This window comes from Bacteroides sp. 43_46 (assembly GCF_001915455.1).
Classification (GTDB): Bacteria; Bacteroidota; Bacteroidia; order Bacteroidales; family Bacteroidaceae; genus Bacteroides; species Bacteroides caccae.
This window is the reverse complement of record NZ_MNQN01000141.1, coordinates 64,836-83,865: the sequence shown is the minus strand read 5'-3', so window position 1 is coordinate 83,865 and position 19,030 is coordinate 64,836. Positions and strand designations below refer to the sequence as shown.

At 42.3% G+C, this 19,030-nt stretch carries 10 protein-coding genes; 9 read left to right on the top strand and 1 reads right to left on the bottom strand.

Annotated elements, in window-relative coordinates:
- The first annotated feature begins 248 nt into the window (after positions 1-248).
- The 6 genes from BHV72_RS18135 to BHV72_RS18110 all read left to right on the top strand — a co-directional run bounded on the left by BHV72_RS18135 (position 249) and on the right by BHV72_RS18110 (position 12,706).
- Positions 249-3,374 carry a SusC/RagA family TonB-linked outer membrane protein gene (locus tag BHV72_RS18135; protein ID WP_138332798.1) on the top strand — a complete coding sequence of 1,042 codons (3,126 nt, stop codon included), beginning with the start codon at positions 249-251 and terminating at the stop codon, positions 3,372-3,374.
- Between the two features lie 11 nt (positions 3,375-3,385).
- Complete coding sequence (locus tag BHV72_RS18130; protein WP_286857307.1) at positions 3,386-5,182, top strand: RagB/SusD family nutrient uptake outer membrane protein; 1,797 nt, start codon at positions 3,386-3,388, stop codon at positions 5,180-5,182.
- Positions 5,183-5,209: 27 nt separating this feature from the next.
- Entirely contained in the window at positions 5,210-7,981 is a 2,772-nt protein-coding gene (locus BHV72_RS18125) for a SusC/RagA family TonB-linked outer membrane protein (protein WP_286857306.1), read from the top strand.
- 14 nt (positions 7,982-7,995) lie between these two features.
- Entirely contained in the window at positions 7,996-9,645 is a 1,650-nt protein-coding gene (locus BHV72_RS18120; protein WP_172681083.1) for a RagB/SusD family nutrient uptake outer membrane protein, read from the top strand.
- Between the two features lie 330 nt (positions 9,646-9,975).
- Positions 9,976-11,886, top strand: a complete 1,911-nt coding sequence (locus BHV72_RS18115) for an Ig-like domain-containing protein (protein WP_149882409.1) — start codon at positions 9,976-9,978, stop codon at positions 11,884-11,886.
- A complete protein-coding gene (locus BHV72_RS18110; RefSeq protein WP_005676966.1) occupies positions 11,834-12,706 on the top strand; it encodes a DUF3108 domain-containing protein in 873 nt (290 codons plus the stop codon). Before BHV72_RS18115 ends, BHV72_RS18110 begins: the two co-directional genes overlap by 53 nt.
- 62 nt (positions 12,707-12,768) lie before the next feature.
- On the opposite strand, the gene BHV72_RS18105 is transcribed toward BHV72_RS18110, so the two are convergent.
- Positions 12,769-13,179, bottom strand: a complete 411-nt coding sequence (locus BHV72_RS18105) for a PaaI family thioesterase (protein ID WP_005676967.1) — start codon at positions 13,177-13,179, stop codon at positions 12,769-12,771.
- Between the two features lie 139 nt (positions 13,180-13,318).
- On the opposite strand from BHV72_RS18105, the gene BHV72_RS18100 reads away from it, so the two are divergent.
- Genes BHV72_RS18100 through BHV72_RS18090 form a run of 3 tightly spaced genes read left to right on the top strand, consistent with a single transcriptional unit; the run spans position 13,319 to position 19,021 of the window.
- Positions 13,319-14,521, top strand: coding sequence for a glycoside hydrolase family 88 protein (locus tag BHV72_RS18100; protein WP_005676968.1), 1,203 nt, complete (start codon positions 13,319-13,321; stop codon positions 14,519-14,521).
- A 44-nt stretch (positions 14,522-14,565) separates the two neighbouring features.
- Positions 14,566-16,113: a sulfatase family protein gene (locus tag BHV72_RS18095; protein WP_005676969.1), complete on the top strand. Its 1,548-nt coding sequence runs from the start codon at positions 14,566-14,568 to the stop codon at positions 16,111-16,113.
- A 40-nt stretch (positions 16,114-16,153) separates the two neighbouring features.
- Complete coding sequence (locus BHV72_RS18090) at positions 16,154-19,021, top strand: chondroitinase family polysaccharide lyase (protein WP_286857302.1); 2,868 nt, start codon at positions 16,154-16,156, stop codon at positions 19,019-19,021.
- The last annotated feature ends 9 nt before the right edge of the window (positions 19,022-19,030 follow it).

Sequence of the window (19,030 nt, the reverse complement as noted above, 5' to 3'; positions counted from 1 at the left end):
GTTTTTTGTTGATGGGATAGCTTGATACTATGGATAATACAATTAATTTTAATACTTATTATTTCTTGTTATGTACTATTTTGTACCTTTTTGGTATGATATCAGTATCTTAAAAACTGTATCATTTACTTAATTTGCAGCGAGTGTTTTTAATAAACCTATTTCTATTTCTATTTCTAATTCTTAAATTTATTATTATGAATAAACTGACGAGGCTGAAAAGATGCAAAAGGTGCATCAGTACGTTAATGCTTATGTGTTGTTCGCTCTTAGTATGGGCGCAGAATACAGTAACGGGAACTGTATTGGATGAATCTAATTTGGAAGTAATTGGTGCGAATGTGAAAGAAAAAGGCACTGCTAACGGTGCCATCACCGACATGAATGGTGTTTTTCATTTAAAAGTGAGCAATCTTCAAAAAGCTGTTCTGCAAATCTCGTTCATGGGATATGAACCTCAAGAGGTCCCGTTGAACGGGCGTAAACAACTAAAAATTATTCTAAAAGAAACAGCAAATGAACTTCAGGAAGTTACGGTTGTGGCCTATGGTACACAGAAGAAAGAGACTTTGACAGGGGCTATCTCTGCCGTAAGTAATGATGCGTTGGTGCGTTCGCCTAATGCTAGTGTAGCTAACACGTTGGCAGGCCAGATCACGGGACTCTCATCTGTACAAACCAGCGGCCAACCGGGGCAGGAAGATCCCAAAGTGTTTATTCGCGGTGTAGGGTCTTTGACAGAAAGTGCTTCTTCTCCTCTGATCCTGGTGGACGGTGTGGAACGTTCGTTTTATCAAATGGATCCGAATGAAATAGAAAGTGTGACAGTACTGAAAGACGCTTCTGCCACTGCTGTATTCGGTGTTCGAGGTGCAAATGGCGTAATTTTGGTAACTACACGCCGTGGTAAGGAGGGCAAAGCGAAAATCTCGGTGAATTCTTCGGTTGGTATTCAGATGCCTACTCGTATGCTCGAAATGGCAGACAGTTATACGTATGCAACTTTGAGAAATGAGATTATAACAAATGACAAGCCAAATGCTACCGAGAATGATTTGGTATTTGATAATTATGCAGTTGAACGATTCAGACTGAATGATGATCCCATCATGTATCCCAGTATCGACTGGAGAAGATATCTGCTGAATAAGACATCTGTGCAGACACAACACAACCTGAATATTTCCGGAGGAACAAAGGATATACGTTACTTTATATCTTTAGGTTTCTTATATCAGAATGGCCTGTTGAAACAGTTCGAAGGAGTGGGATATGATAATAATTATAAATACAAAAGGTATAATTATCGGGCCAATCTGGATTTTGATGCTACTAAGACTACCACGTTAAAGATTGGTATCGGTGGTATTGTAGGTAACCGGAATGAACCGATGATTAATGATGCGACTAATTCAATCTGGACATTGATTAATCAGACGACTCCGTTCAGCAGCCCGGGAGTAATTGACGGGAAGCTGATAGTTACCCCCGAAGAACGTTTTGATAATAAAATTAATTTGGGTAACAGTGCTTTGCCTAAATGTTACGGGACAGGCTATTCAACAGCTATTAATAATACAATGAATTTGGATCTTCTGTTGAACCAGAAATTGGACTTTATTACTAAAGGACTGTCAGCAGAGATAAAAGGCGCCTATAATACGAGTTATGGTTTTACTAAGAAACGTAAAGGACAGGTGGAGCAATTTATGCCTTTCTATCAGTCTTCTTTGGAGGACCCGTCGCTTGGTTATGATTCGCCGGATTTCAACAAGAATATTGTTTATAAGATCAAAGGAGAAAATAAGAGCTTGCAATATGACGAAACTTCCTCGAGAGCAAGAGACTGGTATCTGGAAGCAAGTCTGAGATATAACCGTAAGTTTGGTTCTCATAATGTCGGAGGATTGTTCTTATATAATCAGAGTAAAAAATACTATCCTGCTCAATGGGTGGGAGTACCGTCCGCTTACATCGGTTTTGTAGGACGTCTGACGTATGATTATAAATCCCGTTATATGGCAGAAGTCAACTTCGGTTATAATGGTTCCGAGAATTTTGCTCCGGGTAAGAGGTTCGGCGCATTTCCTGCCGGTTCTATCGGTTACATCCTGTCGGAGGAAGCATTTATGAAACAACAGAAAGTTGTTGATTATCTGAAATTCCGTGCTTCAGTTGGTCTGGTCGGAAATGATAACCTTGGAAATAACCGTTTCTTGTTCCTGCCGGATTCTTATGATGTGAATTTGAGCGGAGTAGACGCGTGGAATAACAATAAATACGGCTTCAATTTTGGTTATAACAGCAAAGCGTTAATCCAGGGTGCGTTGGAAAAACGTCTGGGTAATCCTAACGTGACTTGGGAAACTGCGCTGAAACAGAACTATGGATTGGACGTTCATTTCTTGAAGAGCCGTCTGAAGATCTCTTTGGATTATTTCCTCGAGGAACGTAAGGACATTCTTATCAATCGTAAGACAATACCTTTATTGACGGGACTGACTTCCTCGATTCTGCCTGCCGTAAATATGGGTAAAGTGAAAAATCACGGATATGAAGTAGAAGTGAAGTGGAATGACAGGATCGGTCAGGTTCAGTATAATATTCAGGCAAATGTTTCCTACTCAAAGAATAAGATTATTTTCCAGGACGAGGTAGAACCTAATGAACCTTATATGTGGCGGACGGGAAATCCGGTAGGAGCTCTTTTCGGATATGTGGCGGACGGTTTTTATACGGAGGAGGATTTCGGAGAGAACGGCAAACTTGTGGCTGGCTTGCCCGATCCTGGGGTATCCGTGAAGCCGGGTGATGTGAAATACCGGGATTTGAACGGTGACGAAGAAATTACTTCGGACGACCAGACTATTATTGGAAACCCGACTCGTCCGGCCTATACATTCGGATTGAATTATGGCATTAATTATAAGGGCTTTTTCCTGACAATGAACTGGACTGGTGCCGCACAGCGTTCCTTGTTGTTGGATGGAGCTTTTAGAGAACCTTTTGGAAATGGTAAAATTCGTGGCTTGATGCAGTTCCACGCAGATACACGTTGGACACCGGAAACAGCCGGTACGGCTACCACACCGCGGTTTACCGAGACAAACGCAGTTTACAATATGCGTTCTTCTTCTCTTTGGGTACGAGACGGTTCCTATTTGAAACTGAAGAATGTGACAATAGGATATAACTTTACAGATAAGAAGATGTTGAAAAAACTGGGTATCCAGCAGTTAGGTATAAAACTGACAGGCTATAATCTGCTGACCTTTGATAAGTTTGACATCATGGACCCTGAATGTAATCCGAATAATGCGGATTCTTACCCTATCATTAAGATATATAATTTAGGTATTAATCTAACCTTCTAATAGTGCTGACAATGAAAAACTATAAAAAGTATATGGGCTGTCTTTCTCTCTTTGCATTGACATTGATAGGGTGCGAAGACCTTAAGTTCGGAGAGAAGTTTTTGGATAAGCCGATAAGTAATGAGCAGAATATAGATTCTGTCTTTAACAAGAAAGTATATGCTGAGCAGGCATTGGCGGAGACTTACCATTCACTGCCGGATTATCTGCCTATGCAAGGACGTCTGGGATATGGAGTGCTGGAAATGCTTACCGATTTGGGTGACTGGACAAAAAAAGGAGCACCTAAGTTCTATACAGGAACGGTAGACGGAACAAATGCCTATCTGGAACATCTTCCATATCGGTTGGATGTTGATAATAGAACCATTGGTGTCGGTCCGATTTATGGCATCCGGAGAGCTTATATCTATATTGAAAATGTGGATAGAGTGACAGATATGACTGCGGATGAAAAGGCGATAGGAAAAGCGGAAGCACAAGTAATTATTGCCTATCATTATTCTCAAATGCTCCGTTATTATGGGGGTATGCCGTGGATAGACCATGCTTATACGGCAGAAGATGCGATGAAATTTCCTCGCATGACGGTAGAAGAAACCGTACAGAAAATCATCGGGTTGCTGGATGCCGCCGCCTCTGTATTACCTTGGCAGGTAGATGCGGATAATGACGGACGAATGACGGCGGCCTCTGCTTTAGCATTAAAGTCCAGAGTGCTTCAGTTTGTGGCGAGTCCTTTGTTTAATGCTGACAAACCCTATTTGGAAGGTGATGCTTCCTCTCAATTCCTTACCTGGTATGGTAATTATTCATCAGACAGGTGGCAGAAAGCACTGGATGCAGGGTTGGAATTTATGCGGGCTAATAAAAAGAATTCGAATGTTTATCAACTGGTGAATACAGGTAACCCTCGCGATGATTTTGCGGCAGGATATTTCAATCGTCATAATGGAGAGGTTCTGATTTCTTCCAGAAGATTTACCACTTATGCTACGGGGAAACTTCCGTTTGCCCAAGTACGCTACGGAGTTGCTTCTCCTACATTAACTTATGTCGATATGTTTCAGATGAAGGACGGGACGGAATTCGACTGGAATAATCCCGATCATAATAAATTCCCTTTCTTTGATAAGGAGGGAAATCCTAGAAGGGATATCCGCTTGTATGAAACGGTTGCTGTGAATGGAGATAAGTTTAAGGGTGCCCAGAAAGTACAGATTTTTGAAGGAACCACCCAGTCACCTTATAAAGATGGGCGAATGAGCTACAATGGTTTTGCGATGAGAAAATTCATACGAAACTTTAATGACGAAGTGAATGGTAAATTCTATTCTTGTCCGTTAATTCGTCTTCCCGAAGTTTATTTGAATATGGCTGAAGCGATGAATGAGTTGAATAAGGCGGAAGTTCGTGACGAGTTTGGCAATACGGCCTATGATTATCTGAACAAAACCAGGGAACGTGCAGGTATGCCTGCGATTTCGGCGGCAGATGTTCCGGCCGGAAAACCGTTGCGCGAAGCGATATTACGTGAAAGAGCCATTGAATTCGGTTATGAAGAAGTACGTTATTTCGATTTGATACGTTGGAAACGCGCAGATATATTTACCGGACAACTATCACGTCTGATTATTAAAAAAGCGGCCGGTGAGCCGAGCGGCTTTTCTTATAAAGTATCTCATGCAATGGCGGAAACACGCCAGTATGCGAAACCTGAGAAGTGGAATGACAAATATTTCCTGTTACCTCTACCGGTAGACGAGATAAACAAGAAATATGGATTGATTCAGAATCCGGGTTGGTAATAATCAAATCGTTGAATAATAAGAAGAATGATTATGAATAAATCACTTTATATCGTAGCTTTCTCGTTGGCGTTTGCCACTACAGGGATAGCTCAAAATAATGAAGGACAAGATAAGACAGTCGATCTGGGAACTCAGACGACAACCGAGTTACGGAAGACACAGGCGGTATCTACCATTTATTCGGACGAATTGGATAAAAATGCAACTACGAGTCCTTACAATGCAATATATGGCCTGTTGCCGGGACTGACTGTGATGCAAAATACGAGTTGGGGAACCGACAAATCACGTTTAAATGTACGTGGTCGTGGCTCCTTGAATGGAGATACGCCATTATTTGTGGTAGACGGTTTTGCCCGCCCGATCGAATATATCAATCTTTCGGAAATAGAATCAATATCCGTATTGAAAGACGGTGCTGCTACTGCTCTTTGGGGAGGTAGAGGCGCCAACGGCGTGGTGCTGATAACTACCAAACGCGGTATGTACAGTAAAAAAGAGATCAAGGTAGACTATAAGTTTGGTTTAGGTCTGCCCGTAAACCAACCGGAATTTGCCGATGCTTATACATATGCAAAAGCCCGGAATGAAGCATTGAGATATGATGGCCTGCAACCGGATATGGATGAAGCTTCTTTTTTGGCCGGAGGTAATAGCGATCTTTATCCGAATGTTGATTGGCAGAAGGAAGCGTTGCGTAATCATACGACCAGTCATCAACTGGATATTACTTTCCGCGGGGGAGGTAAGAGGCTGCGCTATTTCAGTGTCTTGAACTATAAGAATGATATGGGACTGTTGAATTCCAAGTACACTGACTACACTGATCGTTATAATTCCCAGATGAAAAAGTATTTTCTCAATCTTCGCATGAATTTGGATGTAGATATCACAGATGCAACGAAATTGAAACTGAATATGCTTGGTATGCTGCGTGAAACGAAACGCCCTACCACATCGGAGGCTACTTTGTTTGAACAGATATTCAATACTCCATCTGCCGCATTCCCTGTACAGACTCAGAATGGACTCTGGGGTAGTAATAATGTGCTGAAAACAAACCCGATAGCCAATCTGGCGGACGTAGGCTATTATAAGCTGAATCAGCGAATGCTGCAAGCAGATCTGCGATTGATACAAGATCTGTCTGTATTGACTCGCGGACTGAGCGCTGAACTTGCTATTGCCTATGATAATAATGCAACTTATCAGGAAACAGCCAAGAAAAGCTTTATGTATCAGACCATTGAGAAAGGTACCGACGGAGAACCGGTTTATACGAATTACGGAAATCCTAACGATGAATTGGAAATCAGCAACAAAGGATTGGCTAATCAATATATACATGCCAACTTTGAAGCGAAAGTCAATTATCACCGGACATGGGATAAACATGATTTTACTGCCAGTGCCATGTTCCGCCAGGAATCAATGACTCTGACGGGAGCTAATAATAGCCGTTACCGTCAGTACATCATCGGAACCGTAGGTTATAATTTTGATAATCGTTATATGGTGGATGTTGTTGCTAACTGTTTCGGCAGTAGCGTATTGGGAAAGAACGATAAGTATCGTGCATATCCTGCTATATCCGCAGCCTGGATACTCTCGAACGAGAATTTCATGAAAGGAATCTCCGCTTTTGATTATTTGAAACTCCGCGCTTCTTACGGGCGTTCCGGATATGATATCTATGATTATGACATGGATAAGCAATATTGGATAGGAAGCGGTTCCTATTATTTTCAGGCTGGGAATACCTCTGCCGGAAGCAGTTTGAAGGAGGGAGTGCTGGCAATGGAGCAACTCGACTTGGAAGTGGCAGATAAATATAATATCGGTTTGGATATGAGTTTGCTCAAAGGGTTGACTTTTTCTATTGATGGTTTCTATGACAAGCGCTCTAATATTTTAATTGACGGAAGCGGGTTGATATCTTCTGCAATCGGAGTTACCATTCCCCAGATGAATGCGGGAAAAGTGGAAACAAAAGGAACAGAACTCTCTACTATGTGGAAAAAAGAGTATAAAAACTTCAGCTACTACATCGGTGCTAATTTCTCTTATGCTAAAAGTAAAGTCATAGAGAATGGTGAGGGGTATCAACCGTATGGCTATCTGTCTAAGAAAGGTTATCCTATCGGACAATGTTTCGGTTGGGAAGCGATCGGTTATTTTAGAGATGAGGAGGACATTAAGAACAGCCCTGTACAGAAATTCTCGGAAGTACGTCCGGGGGATGTCAAATATAGGGATTTAAATGGTGATAAAGTAATTGACAGTAATGATCAGAAGGCGATAGGATATTCTACTGCCATACCGGAGATTTACTATGGTATCAACCTAGGATTTGAGTATAAAGGTTTTGGGGTAGACGCTCTCTTCCAAGGGGTAGGGCATTATAGCGTGATGTTGAATACTGCAAGCGTGTACTGGCCGTTGAGAAACAATACCAATATTTCAAACTGGTATCTGAACGACAAAATCCGTTGGACGGAAGATACGAAAGATATTGCAAATGTTCCTCGTTTGACCACGCTGGATAATGCCAATAATTTCAGAAATAGTACACAATGGTTGGAGAACGGAAGTTACTTTAAACTTCGTAACCTGAATGTTTATTATAATTTTCCTTCTTCTTGGGCGAAGAAGGTGAAGATGGAGAAGATTCAGGTATATGCGAGAGCTAATAATCTTTTCTCGCTGGATCATGTGAAATATATGAACTGTGAGGATCTGAAAATCAATTATCCGGATATGACTTCCGTTTATTTCGGATTGAATATTAACTTCTAAAATGTGAGATAACCATGAGAAAATATATCATATTATATACAGGTTTGCTACTATCCGTTTCTGGGTGTAGCTTGCTCGAACTGGACGAATCGACTGGTTTGAACAGAGAAGAGGCTTATTCCTACTTTAGCAATGTCAAGGGCTTGGCTACTTATGTTTATAGCCAGTTGCCCGGAGATCTCGGAGTGCTCGACGGGGCTTTGAGAGAGTCTGCAACGGATAATTCTGTTTATATTTGGAGTGATAACAGTGTTCACGACTTTTATAATAATGCCTGGAGTCCCAATAATGCAGTCGACAATATGTGGTCGAAGTGTTATGGAGCTATCCGTTCCGTTAATTCATTTCTCGAAAACTATTCCCAAGAGAGGCTGGAGCGTTTCCGTTGGAATGATACGTATGAAGAAGATATTGCCAAAGCTACTATGTATCGTGAAGAATTGCGGGTGTTACGGGCTTTCTACTTGTTCGAACTGGCCAAACGATACGGAGATATTCCATTATTGACACGTACGTATGCGTTGGATGAGATCAATAGCGTGGAAAAGAGTTCTTTCAGCGAAGTGATAAAATATATATGCGATGAATGTAATGATGCAGCTAAAACACTTCCCGTCAGTCATCAAGATTTTTGGGCGGAGACGGGACGTGTGACTAAAGGTACTGCGTTGGCATTGAAATCTCGTGCCCTTCTTTATGCGGCGAGTATGTTACATAATCCCAGTCAGGATGCTGATAAGTGGAAAGCTGCTGCCGATGCGGCTTATGCTATCATAAAAGAGAATTGGTACAGTCTGCCGAAAACGAATGCCGATCCTCTGTATGATAAGAACGGTGGAAACGATGTTTTGAAATCTCCGCAATTAATCTTTGAGCGTAGAAATGGAGAAAGTTTTGACTTTGAAGCAAACAATCTGCCTATCAGTTATGAAAAGGGAGAAACCGGCAATGTACCTACCCAAAATCTGGTGGATGCTTTTCAGCTGACTAATGGAAAAGACTTTGACTGGGAACAGCTTGCGCCGGGGCAGAACCCGTATGAGGGCAGAGACCCACGGTTTTACAAAACAGTACTTTGCAACGGAGATACATGGATGAATTCAACTATTCAGTCTTATGAAGGCGGTAAAGATGGTGCCGGAACAGCCGGAGCGACTACCACTGGCTATTATTTGAAGAAGTATATGAACGAGACCGTTTCTCTTACTCCTTCTAACGAGAAAAAGAAACCTCATCATTTCATTATATTCCGTTATGCAGAGATTCTTCTGAACTATGCAGAAGCGATGGATGCCTGGAAGGGTGCCGATTATACGGATAATGATCATCCATTGTCTGCACGTGCAGCACTGAATCAAGTACGTAGTGCAGCTGATATGCCTGCTGTTACAACGGATGGCGATGCATTTACTGAAAGTATCCGTCGCGAAAGACGCGTGGAACTGGCGTTTGAAGACCATCGGTTCTGGGACATCCGTCGTTGGAAGATAGGTGATAAAACCAAAGCCATTTATTGCATCAAGATTACTCTGGAAAATGGTTCACCTGTTTATAAGAAAGAGTTGCTTGAAACACGTAACTGGGATGATAAGATGTATCTGTATCCTATACCACAGACAGAATATTATAAGAATCCTAATTTAGGCCAAAATACAGGCTGGTAAATAAAATACGTGAGATACTGTTTCTGCTTTTCCAGCAAACAGTATCTCACGTTAAATTATTCAGTTTATTATCCAACTTCTGTTTTCTGCATATCAACTACCGGTTTACCTGCTCTTTACTCCTTCTTCTTGATATCATCTCGTAAAAATCAGAGAAAAAGACTAGCTAACAAAGCTAGTCGCTTTAGGTAAGAAAACTAATTATATCAGCGATAAAAAGAAATAAAAAACGCGTTGGAATTGTTTATTACCTTAAGCTACCCTTTCGTTTTTTAATAAATTAGCTAGAAAGTGTGGTGTTTATTGGATAAGAACACTTATTTTTGCAGCATGTTACAATTTGAGAATCAAAAGATAAAGCAAATCGTTCGCAAGGCATTTCCGGTAGTAACGCTGGTTGTCATGCTATATTCTTGCGCCAGTATCGGACGTCCGGACGGTGGCCCTTATGATGAAACGCCACCTCGTTTCATCGGTAGTACACCTGCTGCCGGCGCTTTAAATAATCAGAGGACAAAAGTTTCTCTCTTGTTCGACGAATTTATAAAGTTGGAAAAAGCAACAGAAAAAGTTGTTGTTTCTCCACCGCAGGTACAACAGCCCGAAATTAAAGCTTCAGGAAAGCGGATACAGGTAAACCTGCTTGATTCATTGAAAGCGAATACCACTTATACAATTGACTTTTCGGATGCGATAGTCGATAATAACGAAGGTAACCCGTTGGGTAACTTTACTTTCACCTTTTCTACCGGTACGCAAATAGATACAATGGAGGTATCCGGAACGGTGCTTGACGCTTCCAATCTGGAGCCGATAAAAGGAATCCTGGTAGGATTACATTCCAACCTGAACGATTCGGCTTTTACAAAATTGCCATTTGACCGTGTGGCACGTACCGATAGCCGAGGACGCTTCTCTATCCGTGGCGTAGCTCCTGGCAAATATCGTATTTATGGGTTAATGGATGCAGACCAGACATTTACTTTCAACCAAAAAAGTGAAGTCATTGCTTTTAACGATTCACTGATCATTCCTCGTATGGAGGAAAGAATCCGTATGGACACGGCTTGGGTGGACTCGCTGACTTACGATACGATTGTTGAGAGGAAATATATGCATTATCTGCCGGATGATCTTATACTCCGTGCCTTTAAGGAATTCAACTACTCACAATATTTGATTAAATCAGAACGGCTTGTTCCACAGAAATTTACGTTCTATTTTGCCGGTCAGGCAGATACTTTACCTACATTGAAGGGGTTGAATTTCGATGAAAGGGATGCTTTTGTTATCGAAAAGAATCCGCGGAACGATACGATCCATTATTGGGTGAAAGACTCTTTGCTTTTTAAGCAGGATACACTTGCTATCAGCCTAACTTATCTTTATACGGATACATTAAATCAATTGGTATCACGTACGGATACGTTGAATCTGGTTTCGAAGCAAAAATATAAGAAGGAAGAACCGGAGAAAAAGAAAAAAAAGAAAAAGAAAGATGAAGAAGATGAGCCGGAACCAACCAAATTCTTGCCGGTGAATGTCGGTGCACCTTCATCAATGGATGTGTACGGTTCTATATCTCTGACTTTTGATGAACCGATTGCCCGTTTTGATAGTGCGGCGATTCATCTGAAAGAAAAGGTGGATACGCTTTGGAAAGATATACCATTTGAGTTTGAACAAGATTCTTTGAATCTGAAAAGATTCAACTTGTATTATGACTGGGAACCGGGTAATGAATATGAGTTCTCGGTAGACTCGACTGCATTCCATGGTATATATGGCTTGTTCACCGATAAAATAAAGCAGGGCTTCAAAGTACGTAAACTGGAAGAATATGCCAGTATCACCTTTCTGGTGACAGGAGCAGACTCTACTGCTTTTGTAGAATTGTTGGATGCTCAAGATAAAGTGGTGCGCCGGAGAAGGTTAACGGACGGAGGGTATGCAGACTTTTATTTTTTGAATCCTGGTAAATATTGTGCCCGACTGGTGAACGACCGGAATGGAAATGGAATCTGGGATACTGGTAACTTTGAAAAAGGAGAACAACCTGAGGAAGTGTATTATTACAATATGATCTTGGAGCCGAAGGCAAACTGGGACTTAGATAAGCAATCATGGGATATTCACGCAATTCCGCTAGATAAGCAGAAACTGGACGAACTTAAAAAACAAAAACCGGATGAAGACAAGAAAAAGAAAGATAGAGATAGGAATAGTCAGCGACGTCGCTAATTTTCGACGAAAAATTATAATTGGATTAGCGACATTGCTAATGGGAATCTTTGTTCTTCCTGCCAGTGCCCAGTGCGAAGCTAAGAACGATGCATTCAAATCCGGTGAGCACGTGATGTACGACTTGTACTTTAACTGGAAGTTTGTATGGGTGAAAGCCGGATTGGCCAGTTTGACAACGAACGCAACTACTTACCACTCGGAGCCTGCCTATCGTATCAATCTGCTGGCTTTGGGCAGTAAGCGGGCGGATTTCTTCTTTAAAATGCGGGACACGCTGACTTGTGTAATAGGTGAAAAACTCGAACCGCATTATTTCCGCAAAGGTGCCGAGGAAGGAAAACGTTATACGGTTGATGAGGCTTGGTTTTCTTATAAGGATGGTCTTTGTTTTGCCAATCAGAAGCGTACATACCGGGACGGATCCGTCACCGAGTCGGAAGAAAGTGACAGCCGTTGTATCTACGATATGTTGAGCATCTTGGCACAGGCACGTTCTTATGATCCTAGTGATTATAAAGTAGGGGATAAAATTAAATTTCCTATGGCTACCGGACGTAAAGTGGAGGAGCAAACGCTTATCTATCGTGGAAAAGAAAATGTGAAAGCTGAGAACGGGGTTACTTATCGTTGCCTGATCTTTTCGTTAGTCGAGTATGACAAGAAAGGAAAAGAAAAAGAGGTGATTACTTTCTTTGTGACTGATGATTTAAATCACCTTCCTGTCCGCTTGGATTTATTCCTGAATTTTGGTTCGGCAAAAGCATTCTTGAATAGTGTAACCGGCAATCGTCACCCGTTGACCTCTATTGTTAAATAAATCAAGAGAAAAGTCGGAGAGCCGGAAGTTGCCTGTAAAGGTTCTTCCGGCTCTCCGATTTTTTATTTTTGAATTTCGAAAGGTACTTTCTGTTCTTTTCTGAATACGCTTGATTCAAAAGTAGCAATTAAGTCCCCGTTCTGGTTTGTCACGTCGACTTGGTAACAGCCTGTACTTCGTCCGATATAGCGTTCGTGCGCTTCGGCATAAAGTGTATCGCCCGGTCCGCTTGCCCGTAGAAAAGTGATGTTGGAGGAGAGAGAGAAGGCTAGTGTACCGTGTGAGTTGGCTGCTGCGGCAAGCGCAAGGTCTGCTAGCGTAAAGATAGCTCCTCCCTGAGTCCGTGCGCCTGCATTAAGATGCTCCGGCTTTATTTCTAATTTGGCTTTACTATACCCTTCACGTACTTCCAGCAGCACTACACCTGCGTTTTCGGCGAAAAGATCATTTTTGAAGAATTCTTGTGGAGTCATGGTCTTTATAATTTTGATATTTCCTTGCAAATGTACCAAATTTGTCCCTCATTTGGATTATTTAGGTCGGTCTATTCTTGTTGAATGCATTATTTTTGCAATCAGATAATTAATCACTTAACAAAATAATCCGTGTATTATGAAAACAATTCTTAGCGCATTAGGACTATCCCTTCTGATCTTTACGAGTTGCGGTGGACAGAAAAAAGTTGAAGTAGACTTTATCCAGGACAACATCGACAACGCAGTGGCACAAAACACGATTCAAACGGATATTATCGAGAAATCAGGTAAAATCCTAAATCCGAGAACTATCAATAAAGACGGTAGTATATCTTATATACCTATTGACGACTGGTGTTCCGGTTTCTTCCCCGGCAGTATGTGGCTGACTTATAACTTGACCGGAGATCAGAAATGGTTACCGTTGGCTGAAAAGTATACAGAGGCCCTTGATTCTGTGAAGCATCTGAAATGGCACCATGATGTAGGCTTCATGATTGGCTGCAGCTATCTGAACGGATACCGTATGGCAGACAAGAAAGAATATAAAGATGTAATCATTGAAACGGCAAAATCTCTTTCTACCCGTTTCCGCCCGAATGCAGGTGTTATTCAGTCATGGGATGCCGATAGAGGTTGGCAAGGAACGCGCGGTTGGAAATGTCCGGTGATTATCGACAATATGATGAATCTCGAATTACTGTTCGAGGCAACCGCTTTTTCCGGTGACTCTACTTTCTATAATATTGCAGTGAAACATGCGGATACGACCATGGCTCATCACTTCCGTCCGGACAACAGTTGTTATCATGTTGTGGATTATGATCCCGAAACAGGCGAAGTGCGTAAGAGACAAACAGCGCAGGGATATGCGGACGAATCCGCCTGGGCTCGCGGACAGGCCTGGGCTTTGTACGGATATACTACTTGTTACCGCTACACTAAAGATAAGAAGTATCTCGACCAGGCGCAAAAAGTATATAACTTCATCTTTACGAATAAGAACCTGCCGGAAGATCTCGTTCCTTACTGGGATTATGATGCTCCGAACATCCCGAATGAACCGCGTGATGCTTCTGCCGCTGCTTGTACGGCTTCCGCCCTTTACGAACTGGACGGTTATCTGCCGGGCAATCATTACAAGGAAACTGCTGATAAGATCATGGAAAGCTTGGGCTCACCCGCTTATCGTGCTAAAGTTGGAACAAATGGAAACTTTATCCTGATGCACTCGGTAGGCAGTATCCCTCACGGACAGGAGATTGATGTTCCTTTGAATTATGCCGACTATTACTTCTTGGAAGGACTGATGCGCAAAAGAGACTTGGAAAAGAAATAATAAGGTTATCGTTTATTATTTATCATCTTATAACTTAAATATATATGAAACCTATAAATCTTTTGGTGGGAGGCCTGACACTGTTTACGGCACAGGGTTGCAAGGCTCCGAAGCAAGTAGTCGAACAATCGGAACATCCCAATATTATTTATGTATTTCCGGACCAGTACCGTAATCAGGCAATGGGCTTCTGGAGTCAGGATGGATTCCGGGATAAAGTAAATTTTGAGGGAGATCCCGTACATACCCCCAATCTGGATGCATTTGCACGGGAGTCTATGGTTCTGACCTCCGCGCAAAGCAACTGTCCGTTGAGTAGCCCTCATCGGGGAATGTTGCTGACCGGTATGTATCCGAACCGTAGCGGAGTGCCTTTAAATTGCAACTCTACACGTCCGATCAGTTCTTTGCGTGAGGATGCGGAGTGCATCGGTGATGTATTTAGCAAAGCTGGTTATGATTGTGCTTATTTCGGTAAACTTCATGCAGATTTTCCCACTCCGAATGATCCCGAACATCCGGGACAATATGTAGAATCCAAACGTCCTGTGTGGGATGCCTATACACCGAAAGAGCGTCGTCATGGTTTCAACTACTGGTATTCTTATGGCACGTTTGATGAACATAAGAATCCGCATTACTGGGATACGGACGGTAAAAGGCACGATCCGAAAGAATGGTCACCTCTGCATGAATCTGGAAAAGTTGTATCTTATTTGAAAAACGAAGGTAATGTGCGTGATACAAAGAAGCCTTTTTTTATCATGGTAGGGATGAATCCTCCTCATAGTCCGTATCGTTCATTGGATGATTGCGAAGAGCAGGACTTTGATCTTTATAAAAACCAACCTTTAGACAGTCTGTTGATTCGTCCTAATGTTGACCTGAAAATGAAGAAAGCCGAATCAGCCCGTTATTATTTCGCTTCCGTGACCGGGGTAGACCGTGCTTTCGGACAGATTCTGGAAACACTGAAAGAGATGGGGCTGGATAAGAATACAGTCGTTATTTTTGCCTCCGATCATGGTGAAACGATGTGTAGCCAACGTACGGATGATCCGAAGAATTCGCCTTACTCAGAGTCAATGAATATCCCGTTTCTGGTTCGTTTCCCGGATAAGATTCAGCCGCGGGTAGATGACTTGCTGCTTTCCGCTCCTGACATAATGCCTACTGTGCTCGGACTGTGCGGATTGGGTGATTCAATTCCGGCAGAAGTGCAGGGACGTAACTTTGCCCCTCTTTTCTTCGATGAAAAGGCTGAAATTGTTCGTCCTACCGGTGCTTTGTACATTCAGAATATAGATGGTGAAAAGGACGAAAACGGCTTGGTAAAAACTTACTTTCCTTCATCACGAGGTATTAAGACTGCGGACTATACATTGGCTCTGTACATCGACCGTAAGACAAAACAGTTAAAGAAAAGTCTTTTATTCAATGACGCGAAAGACCCGTATCAGTTGAACAATCTACCTTTGGAAGAAAACAAGGAAATAGTGGCACAACTTTATCGTGAAATGGGTGCTATGTTGAAAGAAATCAACGATCCTTGGTATACGGAGAAGATTTTATCGGACAAAATACCTTATTAAGCAGTAGTTGGTTACTGTTTGACCATTTAATAATGACACAATGAAGAAAGATATTTGTTTTATACTACTGTTTCTGTTTGTAACAGCTTCTTCGGCTTTCGCACAACTCATAGGATTTGAGAGTAGTGAGGTACCCGAAGCATTTAAGACTTCCGGAAAGGGAGAGGCGAAAATTTCTTCTCTTTTCTATAAAGAGGGTAAAAGTAGCTTGGAGTGGGATTTCCAATCCGGTTCAACTTTGAATGTACAGATACCTCCTTTATCATTAAAAGGAAAAACGGAGAGACAGTATGGCATTACCTTGTGGATATATAATGAAAAGCCACAGCAGGATTCTATTCGTTTTGAATTCCTGAATAAGGCGGGAGAGGTGTCTTATTGGTTTGCTTATCATCTGCAAGCAGCAGGGTGGCGGGCTTGCTGGATTTCTTTCGAATATATGCAAGGCGATAAGAAGGACAAAGATATTGTAGCTTACAGGTTAGTTGCCCCCCAACGCAAAGGACGTATTTTTCTTGACCGTCTGATATTCCCGGAAAAGAAGATGAATCTTCGTACCACTCCGGATCAGCAGTTGCCGACTAATAATGGCTTGGCTAACCGTGACCTCTGGCATTGGTGCCTGGTATGGAAGTGGGAGCAACTGTCGTATGATACTCCATTGGCATCCAAGTTGACTGCTCGACAGGCGAAAGACCTGAAAACAATCGAGCAACGTCTGACAGATTTTCTGGAAGTGAAAAAAGCCCCTAAAAAGCAAGTTGATGCCGCTTACGAGACATTTAAAAGAGCGGATATTCGCCCGTCGGCAGCAGGTACGGGATTTACGGGAACACCTATTGTAGCTCCGGACGAACAGAATAAGAAGATAGGAGAGATGTCGTGGAATGATATTGAAACAATGCTTTCCGGTTTTGCGTATGACGTTTATTGCAATCGAAACGAGACATCAAAGAAAAACTACTTCACGGTGTTTGATTATGCTATTGACCAGGGATTTGCCTTTGGTAGCGGTATGGGAACCAATCATCATTATGGTTATCAGATACGTAAGATATATACGACGGCATGGTTGATGCGAGATGAGATCTATAAACATCCCCACAGGGATGCTTATTTGTCGACATTACGTTTCTGGTCTGCTTTGCAGGAGACTCGTCAACCGTGTCCTTTGGAACGGGATGAAATGCTGGATACTTGGCATACGCTTTTAATGGCGAGATTTATCTCTGCTATGATGTTCACGGATGCAAGAGAGCAGGCGCAGGCTTTGGAGGGCCTCTCCCGTTGGGTTTCTTCTTCTTTACACTATTCACCGGGAACAATTGGTGGTATTAAGATAGATGGCACAACTTTTCACCATGGTGGTTTCTATCCGGCATATACGACTGGAGTGCTGGCCGTAATAGGGCAATTCATTGCTTTTACTAACAATACGGATTTTGAACTGACGGAAGAAGCCCGCCAGCATATAAAATCCGCATTTATTGCCATGCGCAATTATTGTAATCTTTATGAATGGGGAATTGGTATCAGCGGACGTCATCCTTTCGGTGGAAAAATGGGGAATGATGATGTGGAAGCATTTGCCAATATAGCTTTAGCCGGTGATTTGTCCGGTCGGGGGAATACGTTCGATCATGGTCTGGCAGCAGATTATCTACGGTTAGTACGTGATAGGGATACTCCGAATGCGCGTTTCTTTAAGAAAGAAGGCATCAAGCCAGCACAAGCTCCACAAGGATTTTTTGTTTATAATTACGGTTCGGCAGGTATTTTCCGCCGTGCAGATTGGATGGTGACGCTAAAAGGATATACTACTGATGTTTGGGGGGCTGAAATCTATACAAAAGATAATCGTTACGGACGTTATCAGAGTTATGGTTCGGTGCAGATCATGGGAAAAGGAAACCCCGTTTCCCGTACCGGAAGCGGCTTTGTACAGGAGGGTTGGGATTGGAACCGCCTGCCGGGTACGACTACTATTCATTTGCCCTTCGAGTTGCTGGATAGTCCGTTAAAGGGTACTACCATGGCTCATTCCAAGGAAAACTTCTCCGGTAGCAGTTCCTTGGAAGGCAAGAATGGCATGTTTGCTATGAAGTTAATGGAGCGTAATTTGGAAAACTTCACTCCTGATTTTGTTGCCCGTAAATCTGTATTCTGCTTCGACAACCGGATGATTTGTCTGGGAACCGGCATAACGAATAGTAATGCCGATTATCCTACGGAAACGACTCTTTTCCAGACGAAATACAACGGCGGAGAACAGAAAGTGGGTAATGACGGCTATTGGTTACATGACGGTTATGACAATTACTATCATGTAGTAGACGGAACAGTTCGTTCGCAGATCGCGGAACAAGAATCACGTCATGAGAAAACCCGTGCGGTCACTAAAGGAAAATTCTCCTCTGCATGGATAGAGCATGGTAAAGCTCCGAAGAACGGAACTTATGAATACATGGTATTGATACAGCCTTCTGCAGCGGACTTGGACGACCTTCGGAAAACTCCTGCGTATGAAGTCCTGCAACGTGATCAAACGGCTCATGTCGTTTATGATAAGAAAACAGGTATTACGGCGTATGCGGTTTTTGAGGCTTATCAGCCGGTAACTGATAAGGTGATTGCTTCTATTCCTGCTGAAACAATGGTGATGTATGCGAAAGAAACCAGTAAAGGAGTTCGTTTGAGTGTTTGTGACCCAAACTTGAATATAAAAGAAAAGGCGTATACGACGAAAGAACCTAGCCGTCCTATTTATAAGAAAATACTACTCAAAGGTCGTTGGACGCTAAAGAATTCAATGGAAAATGTTCGGTTGGAGCGACAAGGAAATGATACACAATTGACGGTAACCTGCCAGCACGGACAACCTGTTGAGGTATTAATGGAAAACAAGTGATTAGATGAT

Excerpts from the sequence above, each read along its gene's own strand:
- BHV72_RS18100 (WP_005676968.1), top strand. The coding sequence starts at position 13,319 with ATGAAAACAATTCTTAGCGCATTAGGACTATCCCTTCTGATCTTTACG.
- BHV72_RS18115 (WP_149882409.1), top strand. The coding sequence starts at position 9,976 with ATGTTACAATTTGAGAATCAAAAGATAAAGCAAATCGTTCGCAAGGCA.
- BHV72_RS18130 (WP_286857307.1), top strand. The coding sequence starts at position 3,386 with ATGAAAAACTATAAAAAGTATATGGGCTGTCTTTCTCTCTTTGCATTG.
- BHV72_RS18125 (WP_286857306.1), top strand. The coding sequence starts at position 5,210 with ATGATTATGAATAAATCACTTTATATCGTAGCTTTCTCGTTGGCGTTT.
- BHV72_RS18120 (WP_172681083.1), top strand. The coding sequence starts at position 7,996 with ATGAGAAAATATATCATATTATATACAGGTTTGCTACTATCCGTTTCT.
- BHV72_RS18110 (WP_005676966.1), top strand. The coding sequence starts at position 11,834 with ATGAAGACAAGAAAAAGAAAGATAGAGATAGGAATAGTCAGCGACGTC.
- BHV72_RS18105 (WP_005676967.1), bottom strand. The coding sequence starts at position 13,179 with ATGACTCCACAAGAATTCTTCAAAAATGATCTTTTCGCCGAAAACGCA.
- BHV72_RS18090 (WP_286857302.1), top strand. The coding sequence starts at position 16,154 with ATGAAGAAAGATATTTGTTTTATACTACTGTTTCTGTTTGTAACAGCT.
- BHV72_RS18095 (WP_005676969.1), top strand. The coding sequence starts at position 14,566 with ATGAAACCTATAAATCTTTTGGTGGGAGGCCTGACACTGTTTACGGCA.
- BHV72_RS18135 (WP_138332798.1), top strand. The coding sequence starts at position 249 with ATGCTTATGTGTTGTTCGCTCTTAGTATGGGCGCAGAATACAGTAACG.